General features: G+C 56.9%; 14 protein-coding genes. 4 read left to right on the top strand and 10 right to left on the bottom strand.

Translation table 11 applies throughout. From position 1 onward, the window contains the following. Positions 1-34 precede the first annotated feature (34 nt). On the top strand, positions 35-1,336 hold the full coding sequence (locus tag ACXKZD_RS14535) for an inosine/guanosine kinase (protein WP_010255936.1): 1,302 nt from the start codon (positions 35-37) through the stop codon (positions 1,334-1,336). Between the two features lie 305 nt (positions 1,337-1,641). Here the strand turns inward: ACXKZD_RS14535 and ybaL are convergent, their stop codons facing one another. Further along, positions 1,642-3,336 carry a YbaL family putative K(+) efflux transporter gene (gene ybaL, locus ACXKZD_RS14530; RefSeq protein ID WP_010259074.1) on the bottom strand — a complete coding sequence of 565 codons (1,695 nt, stop codon included), beginning with the start codon at positions 3,334-3,336 and terminating at the stop codon, positions 1,642-1,644. 530 nt (positions 3,337-3,866) lie between these two features. On the opposite strand from ybaL, the gene ushA reads away from it, so the two are divergent. Then, positions 3,867-5,633 (top strand): bifunctional UDP-sugar hydrolase/5'-nucleotidase UshA, encoded by a 1,767-nt coding sequence (gene ushA / locus ACXKZD_RS14525; protein WP_187484277.1) that lies wholly within the window; start codon positions 3,867-3,869, stop codon positions 5,631-5,633. Between the two features lie 34 nt (positions 5,634-5,667). On the opposite strand, the gene ACXKZD_RS14520 is transcribed toward ushA, so the two are convergent. Then, a complete protein-coding gene (locus tag ACXKZD_RS14520; protein ID WP_010671229.1) occupies positions 5,668-6,099 on the bottom strand; it encodes a multidrug/biocide efflux PACE transporter in 432 nt (143 codons plus the stop codon). Between the two features lie 89 nt (positions 6,100-6,188). Here ACXKZD_RS14520 and ACXKZD_RS14515 point away from each other — a divergent pair, with 89 nt between their 5' ends. After that, on the top strand, positions 6,189-7,058 hold the full coding sequence (locus ACXKZD_RS14515; protein ID WP_010671230.1) for a LysR family transcriptional regulator: 870 nt from the start codon (positions 6,189-6,191) through the stop codon (positions 7,056-7,058). Here the strand turns inward: ACXKZD_RS14515 and ybaK are convergent. From ybaK to copA, 3 genes are all read right to left on the bottom strand, one after another. Beyond that, positions 7,055-7,534 carry a Cys-tRNA(Pro)/Cys-tRNA(Cys) deacylase YbaK gene (gene ybaK, locus ACXKZD_RS14510; protein ID WP_022626098.1) on the bottom strand — a complete coding sequence of 160 codons (480 nt, stop codon included), beginning with the start codon at positions 7,532-7,534 and terminating at the stop codon, positions 7,055-7,057. The two genes, ACXKZD_RS14515 and ybaK, sit on opposite strands and share 4 nt — an antisense overlap. A 174-nt stretch (positions 7,535-7,708) precedes the next feature. Continuing rightward, positions 7,709-8,512, bottom strand: coding sequence for a TraB/GumN family protein (locus tag ACXKZD_RS14505; RefSeq protein WP_010259069.1), 804 nt, complete (start codon positions 8,510-8,512; stop codon positions 7,709-7,711). Between the two features lie 71 nt (positions 8,513-8,583). Then, entirely contained in the window at positions 8,584-11,097 is a 2,514-nt protein-coding gene (gene copA / locus ACXKZD_RS14500; protein ID WP_488981697.1) for a copper-exporting P-type ATPase CopA, read from the bottom strand. Between the two features lie 97 nt (positions 11,098-11,194). Here copA and cueR point away from each other — a divergent pair, with 97 nt between their 5' ends. After that, positions 11,195-11,599, top strand: a complete 405-nt coding sequence (gene cueR, locus ACXKZD_RS14495; protein WP_010671233.1) for a Cu(I)-responsive transcriptional regulator — start codon at positions 11,195-11,197, stop codon at positions 11,597-11,599. Here the strand turns inward: cueR and ACXKZD_RS14490 are convergent. From ACXKZD_RS14490 to ACXKZD_RS14470, 5 genes are all read right to left on the bottom strand, one after another. Continuing rightward, entirely contained in the window at positions 11,587-12,033 is a 447-nt protein-coding gene (locus ACXKZD_RS14490) for an NfeD family protein (protein ID WP_010671234.1), read from the bottom strand. The genes cueR and ACXKZD_RS14490 overlap by 13 nt on opposite strands. Continuing rightward, complete coding sequence (locus tag ACXKZD_RS14485; RefSeq protein ID WP_010259065.1) at positions 12,033-12,947, bottom strand: SPFH domain-containing protein; 915 nt, start codon at positions 12,945-12,947, stop codon at positions 12,033-12,035. Before ACXKZD_RS14485 ends, ACXKZD_RS14490 begins: the two co-directional genes overlap by 1 nt. A 58-nt stretch (positions 12,948-13,005) precedes the next feature. Continuing rightward, positions 13,006-13,863, bottom strand: a complete 858-nt coding sequence (locus tag ACXKZD_RS14480; protein ID WP_010259064.1) for a thioredoxin family protein — start codon at positions 13,861-13,863, stop codon at positions 13,006-13,008. 79 nt (positions 13,864-13,942) lie between these two features. Continuing rightward, positions 13,943-14,716, bottom strand: coding sequence for an SDR family oxidoreductase (locus ACXKZD_RS14475; RefSeq protein ID WP_022626095.1), 774 nt, complete (start codon positions 14,714-14,716; stop codon positions 13,943-13,945). 185 nt (positions 14,717-14,901) lie between these two features. Then, positions 14,902-15,351, bottom strand: a complete 450-nt coding sequence (locus ACXKZD_RS14470; RefSeq protein WP_022626094.1) for a lysozyme inhibitor LprI family protein — start codon at positions 15,349-15,351, stop codon at positions 14,902-14,904. Positions 15,352-15,600 lie beyond the last annotated feature (249 nt).

Below are 15,600 nucleotides of genomic sequence, written 5' to 3'. Positions count from 1 at the left end.
ATTCTCCGCCTGTTTTTCCAGACGGCACCTCCCGATGAAATTTCCCGGCAAACGCAAATCCAAACACTACTTTCCCGTCAGCGCACGCGACCCCCTGTTACAGCCCGCCCAGCACGATGTTGATGCAGGCAGCTGGGTAGTGGGTATCGACCAGACGCTGGTGGATATCGAAGCCAAAGTCGATGACGCTTTTCTCGCACGTTATGGCCTGAGTGCCGGGCACTCGCTGGTTATCGATAATGCCGTCGCGGAAGCGTTGTACAACGAACTGATGCAGGAAGCGCTGATCACCCATCAGTTTGCTGGTGGCACCATCGGTAACACGCTGCATAATTTCTCGGTGCTGGCCGATGACCGCTCCGTGCTGCTGGGCGTCATGTGCAATAACATCCAGATTGGCGGCTACGCCTATCGCTATCTCTGTAACACCTCAAGCCGGGTCGATCTTAACTATCTGCAGGGCGTGGATGGCGCCATTGGTCGCTGCTTTACGCTGATTGGCGAACATGGCGAGCGAACCTTTGCTATCAGCCCCGGCCAGATGAACCAGCTGCATCCGGATAACGTACCGGAAGAGGTGATCGCCGGAGCCTCTGCGCTGGTACTGACCTCCTATCTGGTGCGCTGTGCCGAAGGTGAACCGATGCCTCAGGCAACGTTACGGGCGATTGAGTATGCCAAACGCCACAACGTGCCGGTGGTGCTGACGCTGGGCACCAAACATGTGATTGGCGACAATCCTCAGTTCTGGCGCGATTTCCTGCGCGAGCATGTCAGCATCGTGGCGATGAATGAAGAGGAAGCGCTGGCGCTGACCGGCGAAAGCGATCCGCTGCTCGCCGCCAATATGGCGCTGGACTGGGTCGATCTGGTGCTGTGTACTGCTGGCCCGATTGGGCTCTATATGGCGGGTTACACCGAAGAAGAGTTCAAACGCAAAACCAACCATCCGCTGCTGCCTGGCGCGATTGCTGAATTCAACCAGTATGAGTTCAGCCGGGTGATGCGCCAGCAGGATTGCCAGCAGCCGCTGCGCATTTTCTCGCACATCGCGCCTTATATGGGCGGACCGGAAAAGATCATGAACACCAACGGCGCCGGAGATGGTGCGCTGGCGGCGTTACTGCATGACATCACCGCCAACAACTATCACAGCCTGAATGTGCCAAACTCCAGCAAACATGCGCGTCCTTACCTGACCTACTCATCGCTGGCGCAGGTATGTAAATATGCCAACCGCGTCAGCTACCAGGTGCTGAATCAGCATTCGCCGCGTCTGACCCGCGGTCTGCCGGAGCGGGAAGACAGTCTGGAAGAGTCTTACTGGGATCGGTAAAGCTGGCAGCTGCCGCGCATAAAAAAGCCCTTCTGAAGAGAAGGGCCTTAGAAGACTGGCAATGTCTGGCTCGGTTAGCGATGAGATCGAGCCTGCTCAGGGAACACGGTCAGATCGGAAAGTCGGTTAAGCCATCCCTGGCCAACGCTTTGCGTTGTTCAAAAACGCTCCCGGCGTTTTTGTCCCTGTCGGCGGGACGCTTTGCTCTTCTGTCCGTGTTCCCTGCGTATTGAGTTTATTCGTTGCGGTAAAATTCACCCTGATTTTGATAGAGCAGAAGCCTGCCAGGCTTTGCTTAACACGAATCAGCGCACGACATCGCAGGGCTGTAAATCTTCGCCCTGGGTCATCTCATCCTGCAGGATTTGCAGCATACTGCTGGCGATCTCACGTTCGCCCATCACCACACGGGTGGCACCCCGTTCCATGATGTACTCGACTTCATCGTCATAGTGGGCGCGGGCGATAATCTCGATATTCTGATGTTTTTCACGCGCGGCGGTGACCACTTCACCCGCTTCATAGCCATTCGGAATAGTCAGTAACAGCCAGCGGGCGCAGTCGAGTCGGGCCAGTTCCATGGTGTCAGCGCGGGCTGCATTACCCAGCACCGCCTTAATACCGCGCTCGCGCAGCGCTTCAACACGGGCGCGGGAGTTTTCAACTACCACCAGCGGAACATTGGCTTCAAGCAGCTTCTGACCAATCAGACTGCCCACCCGGCCGTAACCCACAATCACCGCGTGATTGCAGAAATCCACCGGGATCTGCTTCTCTTCTTCAATCGCCTCTTCCAGCGTCTGCTCTTCCATCGTCTCCGTTTTCGCCAGGAAACGCTCCAGCAGGGTAAACAGGATCGGATTAAGCATAATCGACAGGATGGCGGCGGCCAGCACCAGGTTGCGGCCCTCGTCAGTCAGCAGGCCCAGCGAGATACCCAGACCGGCCAGAATAAAGGCGAATTCACCAATCTGCGCCAGACTGACCGAAATGGTCAACGCCGTACGACGTGAATGGCCGAGCAGCGACACCAGCAGCCAGGCGGCGACCGATTTACCCACCACAATAATCACCAGCGCGCCCAGCACTGCCAGCGGCTGCGTCACCAGAATCGACGGGTCAAACAGCATGCCGACCGAGACAAAGAACAGCACGGCAAAGGCATCACGCAGCGGCAGCGTATCGCGCGCGGCGCGGTGGCTCAGTTCCGACTCGTTCAGCACCATACCGGCAAAGAAAGCGCCCAGCGCAAACGAAACATCAAAGAATTCAACAGCACCAAAGGCGATGCCCAGCGCCAGCGCTAATACCGCCAGAGTAAACAGCTCACGCGAGCCGGTGGCGGCGCTGCGGGCGAGGATCCAGGGGACGGCACGCCGTCCCACCACCATCATCAGCACCATAAAGGCGGCGACTTTGCCGATGGTCCACAGCAGGTCCCAGGCCAGCAGTCCGGCGCTGGCATTGCCCTGTTCCATCATGCCGGCAATCGCAGGCAGCAGCACCAGTGTCAGCACCATCACCAGATCTTCAACAATCAGCCAGCCAATCGCAATCTGCCCGCGCTGGCTATCGATCAGTTGCCGCTCTTCAAGCGCGCGCAGTAACACCACGGTACTGGCGGTAGAGAGGCAGAGACCAAACACCAGGCCGGTCATCCACGACCATCCCAGCGTCCACGACAAGCCCATTCCCAGTAACGTCGCGACCGCGATCTGTGCGATGGCACCGGGAATGGCTATCGACTTTACCGACATGAGATCTTTCATTGAGAAGTGCAGGCCGACACCAAACATCAGCAGAATCACGCCGAGTTCTGCCAGTTCAGGAGCCAGATTGGTATCGGCAACAAAGCCGGGAGTAAAAGGTCCAGCCAGCACGCCTGCCATCAGGTAGCCAACCAGGGGCGAAATACGCAGGCGGTTCGCCAGCATCCCAAGGAGAAATGCCAGAACCAGTGCTCCGACAATGGTAGTGATCAACGGTGTGGTGTGATGCATGCCTGTCTCCTTGTATACAAATGTATCCGCTTGTAACAAATGAGTTTAAAACAAAATCTATTCTTTCGCTGAGCAATTTGCGGGAATACCCTAAAAAAGCAGGAAAAAAAGTCAAATGCACAATCGAAAGGGTGTTTTTGTTCATTATCCATAATATTGGCTGATTTGACGGTTTAAAGCGGTCCGGGTAAATAAAAATTAGCATCCCTAAATGCCGTGGGTATGACACAAATAAGGGTTAAATGCGCGCACAGACAGGGTAAAGCCCGTCAGCGGCACTTTTGCAGGGGTAAACAACTGGTTAACATCAGGCCTGGCTACCCGTTCTGGCTTATCCGGAACAAACCAGTCTGACGCGGGCGCGGCCTTGCGGCTATTGTCATGCTCAGCAAAAGCGGTCCGGAGATAAAAAGAGCGGCATACAGAGACAGGCGAATGTGCGTTGGCCTTGAGTTCGCCGGGGGAATGTGCGACACAGTGGGGCAAACCGGCAGAAAATCGGGCCAGACGGCAAATTAAGGAGAATCACAGTGTTGTTATCTAAATGGACAGGGGCGGGCGTGGCACTACTGGTGGCCCTGATGCCGCTGTTTTCACAGGCCGCCCAGGCCGATCGCACCTATCGTTTCAGCCTGCTGCACACCAACGATGAGCATGGTCATTTCTGGTTTACTGAGCAGGGTGAATATGGTCTGGCGGCGCAGAAAACCTTAATGGATACGATGCGCTACGATGTGCAGTCCAGAGGCGGCGGCGCATTGATTCTCTCTGCCGGTGATGTGAACACGGGCGTACCGGAGTCCGATGAGCTGGACGCTGAACCCGATTTTCGCGCGATGAACCTGATTGGCTATGATGCCATGGCGCTGGGCAACCATGAGTTCGACAAGCCCATCGCGGTCCTGCGCAAGCAGGAGAAGTGGGCGCGATTCCCGCTGCTCGCCGCCAACGTTTATCAGAAAAGTACCGGTCAGCGCCTGTTTAAGCCCTGGGCGGTATTCAATCGTCTCGGGCTGAAAATTGCGGTGGTCGGGCTGATCACCCCGGATACGGCGAAACTGGCCAATCCGGCGGGCCTGACGGATACCGAGTTCCGCGATCCGATTGCGGAGGCGGAGAAGGCGGTGGCTGAACTGCGCGCCACAGAGAAGCCGGACGTGATTGTCGCGCTGACCCACCTTGGTCACTATGACGACGGTAAGCATGGCAGCAATGGCATTGATGACGTCACCCTGGCGCGCAGCCTGCCTGCCGGCACCATCGATCTGATTGTGGGTGGTCATTCGCATGATGCGGTCTGCATGGAAAAAGAGAACGTCAGCGTTAAAAATTATCAGCCGGGCCAGCCCTGCAAACCCGATCAGCAGAACGGGATCTGGATTATGCAGGCGGATAAATGGGGCAAATATGTCGGACGTGGTGACTTCACCTTCCGTAACGGGCAGGTGACGCTGGAGGCTTATCAGCTGGTGCCGGTCAACCTTAAACATCAGATAAAGAACGCGGATGGCAGCGAAACCTGGCTCACCTGGCAGGAAGAGATCCCGAAAAACACCGCCATGATGAAACTGCTGATGCCATTCCAGAAACGGGCTGAGGCGAAGTTAACCGTGAATGTCGGCAGCGCCGACGGCAGCTTCAGCGGTGAAAAAGAGCAGGTTCGCTTTGAGCAGACGAATCTCGGCCAGCTGATTCTGCGCGCCCAGATGGCGCACACCAAAGCCGATTTTGCGGTGATGAGCGGCGGTGGTATTCGCACCTCGCTGAAATCGGGCAAGCTGAGCTGGCGTGACCTGCTGCAGGTCCAGCCGTTTGGCAATCAGGTGGTCTCGGTCAGCCTGACCGGGGCGGAGATCAAAGAATATCTGGATGTGGTCGCTAATATTCAGCCTGACTCAGGCGGCTACGCCCAGTTTGCCGGTATCAGCCTGACCGCAGACGGTAAACATGTCAGCGACGTCAGCATTAACGGTAAACCGCTGCAGGATGCACAGCATTATCGCATGGCAACCAACAGCTTCAATGCGGCTGGCGGCGACGGTTATCCGCGTCTGGATAATCATGCGGGTTATCTCAACAGCGGGGCAGTCGATGCGCAGGTGTTACGTGACTGGATCAAGACGCACTCGCCGGTCAAAGCCAGCGACTATCAGCCGAAAGGGCAGATTGTGCATCTGACCGATGAGCAGATCCGGGCGCGGGATGAAGCTGCGGAAAAAGCGCGGAAGCGTAACTATCCAAAAATGATCCTGGCGTGGATCTGGCCGTGGGGGAACGAAACAGCCGCCACGCATTGAACTGACCGGGAGGCGCTTGCGCCTCCCGTTTTTCTTACGCCCGGCAGGCGTGACGTCTGATCCAGCGCTCGCGCAGTTTGTCCCACACCCAGTTGTAGGCCATGGTGTAGGGCAGGAAGAAGAGGAAAAAGGCCACTTCGACCAGGAAAGCCTGACCCAGAGAGATATCCAGCATCCAGGCGGCAATGGGCAGACCAATCAGGATAAATCCACCTTCAAACCCCAGCGCATGTAATACACGCACGCCCGGGCCACGTTTCTGGCCTGGCGCATAGAGGCGATCAAATCCGCTGTTGTAAATCATGTTCCATAGCATCGCGACCGTAGAGAGCATAATCGCCAGCGATCCCATCTGAAACAGCGGTTTATTCATTGCCCATGCCGCCAGCGGCGATACGGTCAGAATCGCCAGTGTTTCAAAGCAGACAGCATGAAGAATACGTTCTTTAAGTGAGCGGGTACGCATTGTGAGTTCTCCTTCAATAATGCGGCGCATTTTCACACGTCAGAATGCTAAGATAAAATGAACACCTATCGAAAAAAGCGATGGTTCAGATGCGTTACTCCCCGGAATCCCTTGAGGCTTTTATGCAGACTGTGGCGAGCGGTTCTTTCTCTGCCGCTGCGCGCGCGCTGGGTAAAAGTCAGTCCACCATCAGCGCGGCGGTAGCCAGTCTTGAAGACGACCTTGGCTTTGCGCTGTTTGAACGGGCAGGTCGGCAGCCGGTCCTCACCGAGCAGGGACGCCGCGTTATTCCTCAGGTTCAGCAGATCCTGGCGGCCAGCGAGCGGCTGGATGCGCTGGCAATACGGTTGTCGCAGGGCGTTGAACCCCGGCTCAGTTTTGCCATGTCAGACTTCTGGCAAACCGATCATCACGAGCATCTGCTCAGGCAATTTGATGCCCGTTATCCGGAGATTGAACTGGAGGTCATGATTGCCGAGGATGGTGATGTGCTGGATCTGTTGCAGGCCGGACGGGTACATCTGGGCGTGGTGCGGGCACAGCCCAATCTGCCGGTGGATATTGCCGTGGCGCGACTGCAGGTTGAAGCGCAGATGGCGGTCTTTTTACATCGCGATCATCCGCTGGCCCAGCTTAAGACCCTGAGCGAAAGCGAGCTGGAAGGGGTTCGTCACCTGCGGTTAAATACCTGGGTTGAAGCATCTGAACCCGCGCCAATGGGCCGCATCTGGTCGGCACCGACCTATCTGTTACTGCTGGAGATGGCGGAGCAGGGATTTGGCTGGACGATTCTGCCGCGCTGGCTGGTGAAACAGTTTGGTCATGGCGTTCTGAAAGAGTTGTCGATGCCGGGCTGGCCGCAGCATATCGCCATTGAGGTGGTCTGGTCACGCCGTACGCCACCCGGTCCGGCGGGTCGCTGGATGATCGATCAGCTCTGCGCCCAGCCACGGGTTTAGTCGTGGCGGGCGATATCCGCAAACGGAGCGTCCAGCAGTCGTGAAAGATCCTGGGGAGCCAGTTCGATATCCAGCCCACGCTTGCCGCCTGAGATAAACATGGCGTCAAACGCGCTGGCAGAGTGGTCGATCACCGTAGGCAGCCGTTTTTTCTGGCCCAGCGGACTGATGCCGCCCACCAGATAGCCCGTGACCCTCTGCGCCAGCTGTGGGTCGGCCATATCCGCTTTCTTCGCGCCCAGCGCTTTTGCCACTTTCTTGAGATCCAGTTGCGTCGATACCGGCGTAATCGCCACTGCCAGCTGTTTCGCCTCGCCATTCAGCGCCACCAGCAGCGTCTTATAGACCTGGCGCGCATCCAGATTGAGTTTACGTACCGCTTCGTCACCAAAATGGGTTTCGCTGCTGTCATGCTCATAGGGATGCAGGGTGAAGCTGACTTTTTGTTTTTCCAGCAATTTTACGGCGGGCGTCATACAGGTTCCTTACTAAGAATAATCTTATTACGCAGAATCGTGGAAAAAGGTGGCGAAACTTTGTTCTTTGAGTGAAAATTAGCCGCGCGCCAGCAATCTGATTGCTGAGCGATAACCAAAATCATAAACAAATTCCTCTTTGACGGGCCGATAATATTATCGGCTCTCTTTTTTTCAGGGCTTCTTCAGCATCTCAGGCAGGTTATCTTCGCCGTAGAGATGCAGAGCACCGACCGCCACCACATAGTTTCCTGCTGATAATCCCTGAAGCCGGTCACACCACTGCGCATTTCGCTGACCGATCAACGTATCATTCAGCGCCTGGCTGAAGGTGGCGGGCAGGGTGATTTCCGGCTGGCGTGGCGGCGTATCGAGCCACCAGCTCACCATCATCTGCAGCAGGCGCGCATTGGTGTGCCAGTGCAGCAGCGTATCCTGCAACAACGCCATGCCGTCATCCGGCAGCGCAGTCAGCAGGGCGATCTGCGCCTCTGCGCCTTCCAGTTCAATCACCGGTTTGTTCAGACCTTTCGCGGCCTGCAACAGCTGATAATCAATGCCGTAGTCAGGTCGCAATCCCAGCCTTTGTGCCTGCTGCGCCTGTAACATCAGCGCCACCTGCCAGGCGGGCAGATTATCAAACAGGCTCAGATTGAGGCTCATCTCCTGACAGAGTGCAGTGAGCGTTTGCATCGCGTGGCTATCCAGCCGGGTGGAAAGCGCGGGACGATCGCCGTGGTGATCAAAGGGTGAACCACCCTGCGTAATATCCGCTTCCACAATCAGTGCATCCGCCTGCTGCAACTGACGCAGCAGACGGGCGGGCAACGGCTGCATGTCGCGCGTTCCCATATGGATGCTGCCGACCAGATGCAGCTGACGATCGCCAAGCCGGACATCCATCGCAGGCCAGCGGTAACTGGCGGGAAAAAGTTGGCTGATAAAGCCGCGCAGTGAGCGCCAGATGTTGCCTGTCATTCCCGGTCCTTTGCGATTCAAAACCCCATGCTAGCGACTTCAGCGCGTGAAAAACAGCGCTGAAACGGCGATCACTCGCGTGGTGGCCGGTAACGCAGCAGGCGGTTAGCATTGCTGACCACGGTAATGGAGGAGAGCGCCATCGCTGCACCCGCCACAATCGGGCTGAGCAGGGTACCGGTCAGCGGATAGAGCACACCCGCTGCCACCGGAATGCCGATGCTGTTATAGATAAATGCCCCAAACAGATTCTGCCGGATATTGCGCAGCGTCGCGGAAGAGAGCGCTAACGCGTCCGCCACGCTGTTCAGGTCGGCACGCATCAACGTAATGCCCGCGGTTTCCACCGCCACATCGCTGCCGCCACCCATGGCAATGCCCACATCGGCCTGCGCCAGTGCGGGCGCGTCATTGATGCCATCACCCACCATCGCGACGCGACGGCCCTGCTGCTGTAAGTGTTCAATTGCGGCCGCTTTGCCTTCCGGCATCACGCCCGCAATCACTTCATCAATACCGACCTCGGCAGCAATGGCGCGCGCGGTATTTTCATGATCGCCGGTCAGCATAATCAGGCGATAACCCTGCTGATGCAGTCGCTTCAGAGCTGCGCCGCTTTCCGGCCGAAGCTGATCGCGCAGCGCGATAAGCCCGGTTAGCTGGCCCTGCTCAGCCAGTAACACCGGCGTTGCACCCTGTTGCGTCAGCCGCGCAATCTCTGCTTCCGCCGCCTGGTAATCGACGCCGTTATCCTGCATCAGCGCGGCATTACCCAGCAGCAGCGTTCTGCCATCCAGACTACCGCTGACCCCTTTGCCGCGTATTGTACGAAATTGCGCTAACAGAGGCGGCTGGGTCAGTTTCGCTTCGGCGACAATCGCTTTTGCCAGCGGATGACCCGAGGCGAACTCCAGCGCAGCCGCGGTCGCTAACACTGATTCACGGGTGGCATCGCCCCAGACCTGCACGTCACTGACCTGCGGCTTGCCGGCAGTAAGTGTGCCGGTTTTATCAAACACCAGGGTGTCGATTTGGCTGGCGCGCTGCAAGGCATCGGCGTCGCGCACCAGCACCCCCAGCTCGGCGGCGCGGCCAACACCAGCAATAATCGACATCGGCGTCGCCAGGCCCAGCGCACAAGGACAGGCGATAATCAGCACGGTTGTCGCGATCACCAGCATGTAGGCAATTTGTGGCTGCGGTCCGAACAGATACCACACTGCGCCGCTGAGCAGTGCGATCAACACCACCACCGGGACAAAAACGGCGGAGATGCGATCCGCCAGACGGCCCACATCCGGTTTACTGCTCTGCGCCTGACGCACCAGCCGGATAATGCGCGACAGGGTGGTGTGATTACCCGTCGCCCGGGCGATAAATTCTACCGAGCCATCCTGCACCAGGGTGCCGGCAAAGATGGCTGCGCCCGGGGTCTTGCTTTGCGGCACCGCCTCACCGGTCAGCATCGCTTCATCAAACCAGGCTTCACCCGAGGCGATTTCGCCATCGACCGGCACCCGATCGCCGGTGACCAGGCGCAGCGTCATGCCGGGCTGCACATCGCTGACCGGAATCAGCCTGTCGCCCTGTTGATCAACCTGCCGCGCCTGGGCTGGCGTCAGATCCAGCAATCTTTCCAGCGCTTTAGAAGATCGCTGACGCGCCCGCTGTTCCAGGGCATGCCCCAGATTGATCAGGCCCAGGATCATGACGCTGGCTTCGAAATAGAGATGGCGCGCCTGTGGCGGGAAAAAGTCGGGCCACAGCACCACGCTAAAGGAGTAAATCCAGGCGGCGCCTGTGCCGAGTGCCACCAGCGTATCCATGGTGGCGCTGCCATTGCGTAAACTGCGCCAGGCACTGCGATAAAAATGGCTGCCGGTGACGATCATGATCAGCAGAGTCACGATGCCCAGCGTCAGCCAGACGCCGTGGTTGTGGTCGGTGAGCATCATGTTGTCGCCCACCATGCCCCAGATCATCAGCGGCAGGCCAAACGCCAGGGCAACAGCAGCCTGCCAGCTGAAACGCCGCATCGCGCTGCGGGCGCTGAGCTGCTGCTTCTCTCGTCGCTCCTGCTCGTCATCCACCACCTGTGCGCCGTAACCCGCGGCATCGACGGCCGCTACCAGCTGCTGCGGATCAGCGTCGCCCAGCACCAGCGCACTGCGTTCGCCGAGATTAACGCGCGCCTGGCTGACGCCTGCGACCTGCTGCAGCGCTTTTTCCACCCGGCTCACGCAGCTGGCGCAGGTCACGCCCTCAATCAGCAGCATATGGGTGGGGAGGGTTGTTCCTGCCGGACGGGAAGCAGTCTCCGTTGTCAGCGCCTCCGGCGGCGGCTCTGATGCTGTCAACGGTTCAGACTTTGGGGAAGCGTCCGCGGTTTTCAGCGTCGCGTGATAACCCGCCTGCTCCACGGTGGCGATCAGCGCGGCCGCATCTGCGTGACCGGAAACCTGCGCTTCCTGTTGGGTCACTTCGGCCTGGTCAACATCATCGCGTTGTTCCAGTGCCTCTTTGACACGTTTGACACAGTGGCCGCAGGACAAGCCGTCCAGTGCCAGAGAAATAGTGTGTGACATAATCAACTCCTTCTGTAATCCCATTTGACCGATTGGTCATTTTCGATTCATGCTTAAGCATAAACCTTCCATCAAGGGGAAGGTCAAGGGGACGAAAATGAACATCAGCGATGTGGCAAAAAAGACCGGGCTGACAAGCAAGGCGATACGTTTTTACGAAGAGAAGGGGGTGGTGACGCCGCCGTTGCGCAGTGAAAATGGCTACCGCAGCTACAATGGACACCATCTTGAGGAGCTCAACCTGTTACGTCAGGCGCGACAGGTTGGCTTCACGCTGGATGAGTGTCGTGAGCTGGTGGCGCTGTTTAACAATCCGTCGCGCCACAGTGCCGATGTAAAAGCCCGTACTCTGCAGAAAGCGGAGGAGATTGCGGCGCATATTGAAGAGCTGCATGTCATGCGCGCTCGCCTGCTGGCGCTGGCAGAGGCCTGTCCCGGCGATGACGGCGCCGAATGTCCGATTATCAACAATCTGGCTGGATGCTGCGGTCAGCGTGGCTGAATACGCAGCGTAATCCCCTCAATGCCGGTTACGACCACTGCTGTGCCCGCAGGCAGATCCTGCTCCGCCTCGACCCGCCAGCTGCTGTCCCCGATCCGCACATGGCCGGTGCGGTTATGCAGCGCGGTATCCAGCGTCAGCTGCAACCCGATCATCTGACTGCCGCGCTGGTTCAGGGCATTGGGTTTCTGACGCGCTTCACGGTGGCGCATCCAGCGATACCATAAAAAGACGCAGATCAGCGTCAGCACGGCAAACAGAGAGCCCTGCGCCGTCCAGCTTACCGGCACAAACCACTCAATGAGGCCGACGATGACCGCCGCCAGCCCGCTCCAGAGCAGGTAACCGCTGGTGCCCAGCATCTCAGCCGCCAGCAGTAACCCACCCAGCGTCAGCCAGAACCAGTGCGGATGCGCGATAATATCGACCAGCATCAGCGTTTCGACTCAGTGCGTGATTCCTTCAGCAGTTCACCGATGCCCGCAATCGAACCCAGCAGACTGCTCGCCTCCAGCGGCATCATCACCACTTTGCTGTTATTAGCTTCACCGATTTTTTGCAGCGCATCGGTATATTTCTGTGCCACAAAGTAGTTAATGGCCTGAATATCACCTGATGCGATCGCTTCCGAGACCATCTTAGTGGCGTTAGCTTCCGCTTCCGCCTGACGTTCGCGCGCTTCTGCCTGCAGGAACGCCGAGGTCCGTTCACCTTCTGCTTTGAGGATTTGCGACTGCTTATCCCCTTCAGCGCGCAGGATAGCCGCCTGTCGCACCCCTTCGGCTGTCAGAATATCGGCGCGTTTAGTTCGCTCCGCTTTCATCTGCGCATTCATCGCGCCAATCAGCTCCTGCGGCGGACGCACATCGCGGATCTCGATGCGGGTGATCTTGACGCCCCACGGATTGGTCGCTTCATCCACGATATGCAGCAGGCGGGTGTTGATGCTGTCGCGCTGTGACAGCATTTCGTCCAGCTCCATGCTGCCAAGCACGGTACGCATATTGGTCATGGTGAGGTTAAGAATCGCCTGCTCAAGATTGCTGACTTCATACGCGGCACGCGCCGGGTCAACGACCTGAATAAAGCAGACCGCATCGATGGTGACGTTGGCATTGTCTTTGGAGATGATCTCCTGCGAGGGAATATCGAGTACCTGTTCCATCATGTTGATCTTACGACCCACACGATCCATGAACGGCACCACCAGGCTTAATCCTGGCTGCAGGGTGCGGGTATAACGGCCAAAGCGCTCAACGGTCCATTGAAAACCTTGTGGCACGATCTTGACGGTGGCCCAGACCGCCACCAGCGCCAGAATAATCAGGGCAGGAATTACAGTTATCATACAACCTCCGCGTTGTCAGATTAACGGGCCGAGTCGCTTCGGCCCGGGGTGCTGCCGCTTAGTAGAGCAGGGAATAGAGCTGACGACGATAACGCGCGGCAAGTGCATCGCCGGTACCCAGCGCCGCCAGAATCTCCTGCAGCATTTTACGCGCCTGGCCATCAGCGGCATTGAGATCGGATTTCAGGAAGCTGAACAGCAGTTCCAGTGCTTCTTCATTACGACCCACCTGATGCAGCTGTAACGAGAGTTTAGCAGCCAGCCCGGCGTTAGTCGGGTCAGCCTCCAGCTGGGATTGCAGCTGCTGAATCTCCGGCGTATCCGCTGCCTGTTTCAGCAGATCGATCTGCGCCATCAGGCTCTGATAGCGGGTATCCTGATCCTGCAATGGCACCACTTTCAGCACCGCTTCCGCTTCATCGCTGCGGTTCAGGGTAATCAGTACGTCAGCCAGCAGGAAACCGATCTCGCTGGACTGGTTGCTCAGCTGCCACGCATCTTTTAATAACGGCAGCGCCTCCAGCGGTTTACCTTCCTGCATCAGCGCCATCGCCTGCTGCGCTTTCAGCTCTTCTTCGCGCGGCAGGACTTTTTCCAGCAGGGCGCGGATCGCTTCTTCCGGCTGTGGACCCTGGAAACCGTCAACCGGCTGACCATCCTGGAACAGATAGACGGTCGGGATTGAACGCAGACCAAACTGCGACGCCACCCTTTGCTCTTTGTCGCAATCCAGTTTTGCGAGAATAAACTGACCCGCGTACTCCTGCGCCAGGCGCTCCAGCACGGGCGTCAGATCCTGACAGTGCTGGCTACGCTCAGACCAGAAGTAGAACAGCACCGGCAGCTGCATCGACTGCTCAAGGGTCTGCTGCAGGTTAGATTCGTTGATGTCGATGATCGAAGCTTGTGGTGACATGGATAAGTCTCTTTGCAAAAAGTGTTCTAAGAATATGGGGCCAACTGGCCCGGCTTCAAGCGCTATTGCGCATGGCTGATTAATGGCTGCGCAAAATGCGATCCAGCATCCAGCCGGGGAGTAACCGTTTCAGCAGGCTCATTATGTGTGCGACCAGTGTCACCGGATAGCGTAAACGCGGGTGTTTACTCTCGAGTGCATGACGAAGTTTAGGCAGAATGGCTTCCGGTGGCAGGGTAAAACGTGCCGCGATGCCAGGATTGCGCACCGGGTTATGCTGTTCGCCCTGCGTCACATTGTCGGTAAAACGGGTCTGAATCGGACCCGGTTCAATCAGGCTGACCCGGATGCCGCGGCTGCGCACTTCAAGCCGCAATGCATCGCTCCAGGCTTCCAGCGCATATTTACTGGCGGCATAGGCACCCCGGCCTGGTGTGGAGATCAGCCCCAGCACCGAGCTGGTATTAATAATGCGGCCATCGCCGCTGGCCTGCAACGCGGGCAACAGACGCAGTGTCAGCTGATGGACGCCGAAAAAGTTGCTGGAAAACTGCTGTTCCAGCTGCTGGCGGGAGAGGGTGTGCAGCGGGCCATAGAGACCGAATCCGGCGTTGTTAAACAGCGCCGTCAGACGGTTATCGCAGAGCGCGAGCACTGTGTCGGCGGCCTGATCCACACTTTGCGGATCGTCGAGATCCAGCTGCAGCCCGGTAAAGCCCAGTGTTTCCATGCGGGCGACATCCTCTGCTTTACGGCAGGCGGCGATCACCCGGTAGCCCCGCGCCAGTAAATCGTGAGCGGCAACCAGGCCAATACCGCTCGAACAACCTGTAATCAGAATGGTTTTTTGCACAAATTCACGCCTTGAATAAGATTTAATAATCAATAAGTTAAGTTATGTTCGTTAATGCTTTTATGTTGTGGATTGACAGTTTGTCGCCCGAACCGGCTGACAGAATGGGCGGTAAACGGGGCTATACAGCCCCGCAAAAAATGCCCGATTTCAGATTTTACGTCTGAGCAGTGAGACCAGTGTGCTTAATTGACGGGTGGCAGTCCCATTTGTGTGATTTCAGCAGAATGGTTTTTGTTCAGATTAATTTGGCACTGGTCGATATATGACTGGTAGTCGTATGCGTCCTCGTTAAGCTCTGTAGCTACAGACAGGCAAAGTTGAGTCCGGTAATCCTTCCATTTTTTTTGCGCATCCAGAAAGCGCCGAGAGTAAACGTCTCCGGACGTTTCTTTGCTGGACTCTTTTCCATTAAAAGGGCCGACATTGTTGGCTTTGATTCTCTTAACTGTATCCGCTATTAGCGCATCCAGCGCTTTATTGCTGTTGTCTCTTTTGGCAGACAGACAGTTATATGCAGTTGGTATGTCTTCATTCTGTTTGAAGCAGGCGTTACGTTCTGGCCCTGATGATAATTCAGCCTGCGCCATAGCAGGTGCAATAAGAGCAACCATTAGAATTAAGACTTTTTTCACTGTAGATACCTTATTCTGTTTCTGTGGTTTTCGTAGGTCATGTATGCAGGACTACTTTTAATATGGGCTATTAATGCGGGCTTACCTTCAATTGCGGCCTGAAACAGTGCTCTGGCATTGTGAACACCCTGATAGAAAATATCGGTTACGACATCTCGAATTTTGGGGTCTAACTGTTCCCATATTGGGGCGGAATTATCTTTTCGCATTGATATTGTTTAGAGAGTAAGCCTGGACACTTAGAGATGG

It is taken from the genome of Pantoea sp. ABR1s (assembly GCF_057812235.1).
Note: the sequence above shows the minus strand (reverse complement) of the source record. Positions and strands in the feature narration are given on the sequence as shown.

Bases quoted from the DNA above. Each gene is read 5' to 3' on its own strand.
- ACXKZD_RS14505 (WP_010259069.1), bottom strand. From the start codon at position 8,512: ATGACAGGCAACATCTGGCGCTCACTGCGCGGCTTTATCAGCCAACTT.
- ACXKZD_RS14515 (WP_010671230.1), top strand. From the start codon at position 6,189: ATGCGTTACTCCCCGGAATCCCTTGAGGCTTTTATGCAGACTGTGGCG.
- ACXKZD_RS14490 (WP_010671234.1), bottom strand. From the start codon at position 12,033: ATGCTGGTCGATATTATCGCGCATCCGCACTGGTTCTGGCTGACGCTG.
- ybaL (WP_010259074.1), bottom strand. From the start codon at position 3,336: ATGCATCACACCACACCGTTGATCACTACCATTGTCGGAGCACTGGTT.
- copA (WP_488981697.1), bottom strand. From the start codon at position 11,097: ATGTCACACACTATTTCTCTGGCACTGGACGGCTTGTCCTGCGGCCAC.
- cueR (WP_010671233.1), top strand. From the start codon at position 11,195: ATGAACATCAGCGATGTGGCAAAAAAGACCGGGCTGACAAGCAAGGCG.
- ACXKZD_RS14485 (WP_010259065.1), bottom strand. From the start codon at position 12,947: ATGATAACTGTAATTCCTGCCCTGATTATTCTGGCGCTGGTGGCGGTC.
- ybaK (WP_022626098.1), bottom strand. From the start codon at position 7,534: ATGACGCCCGCCGTAAAATTGCTGGAAAAACAAAAAGTCAGCTTCACC.
- ACXKZD_RS14480 (WP_010259064.1), bottom strand. From the start codon at position 13,863: ATGTCACCACAAGCTTCGATCATCGACATCAACGAATCTAACCTGCAG.
- ACXKZD_RS14520 (WP_010671229.1), bottom strand. From the start codon at position 6,099: ATGCGTACCCGCTCACTTAAAGAACGTATTCTTCATGCTGTCTGCTTT.
- ACXKZD_RS14535 (WP_010255936.1), top strand. From the start codon at position 35: ATGAAATTTCCCGGCAAACGCAAATCCAAACACTACTTTCCCGTCAGC.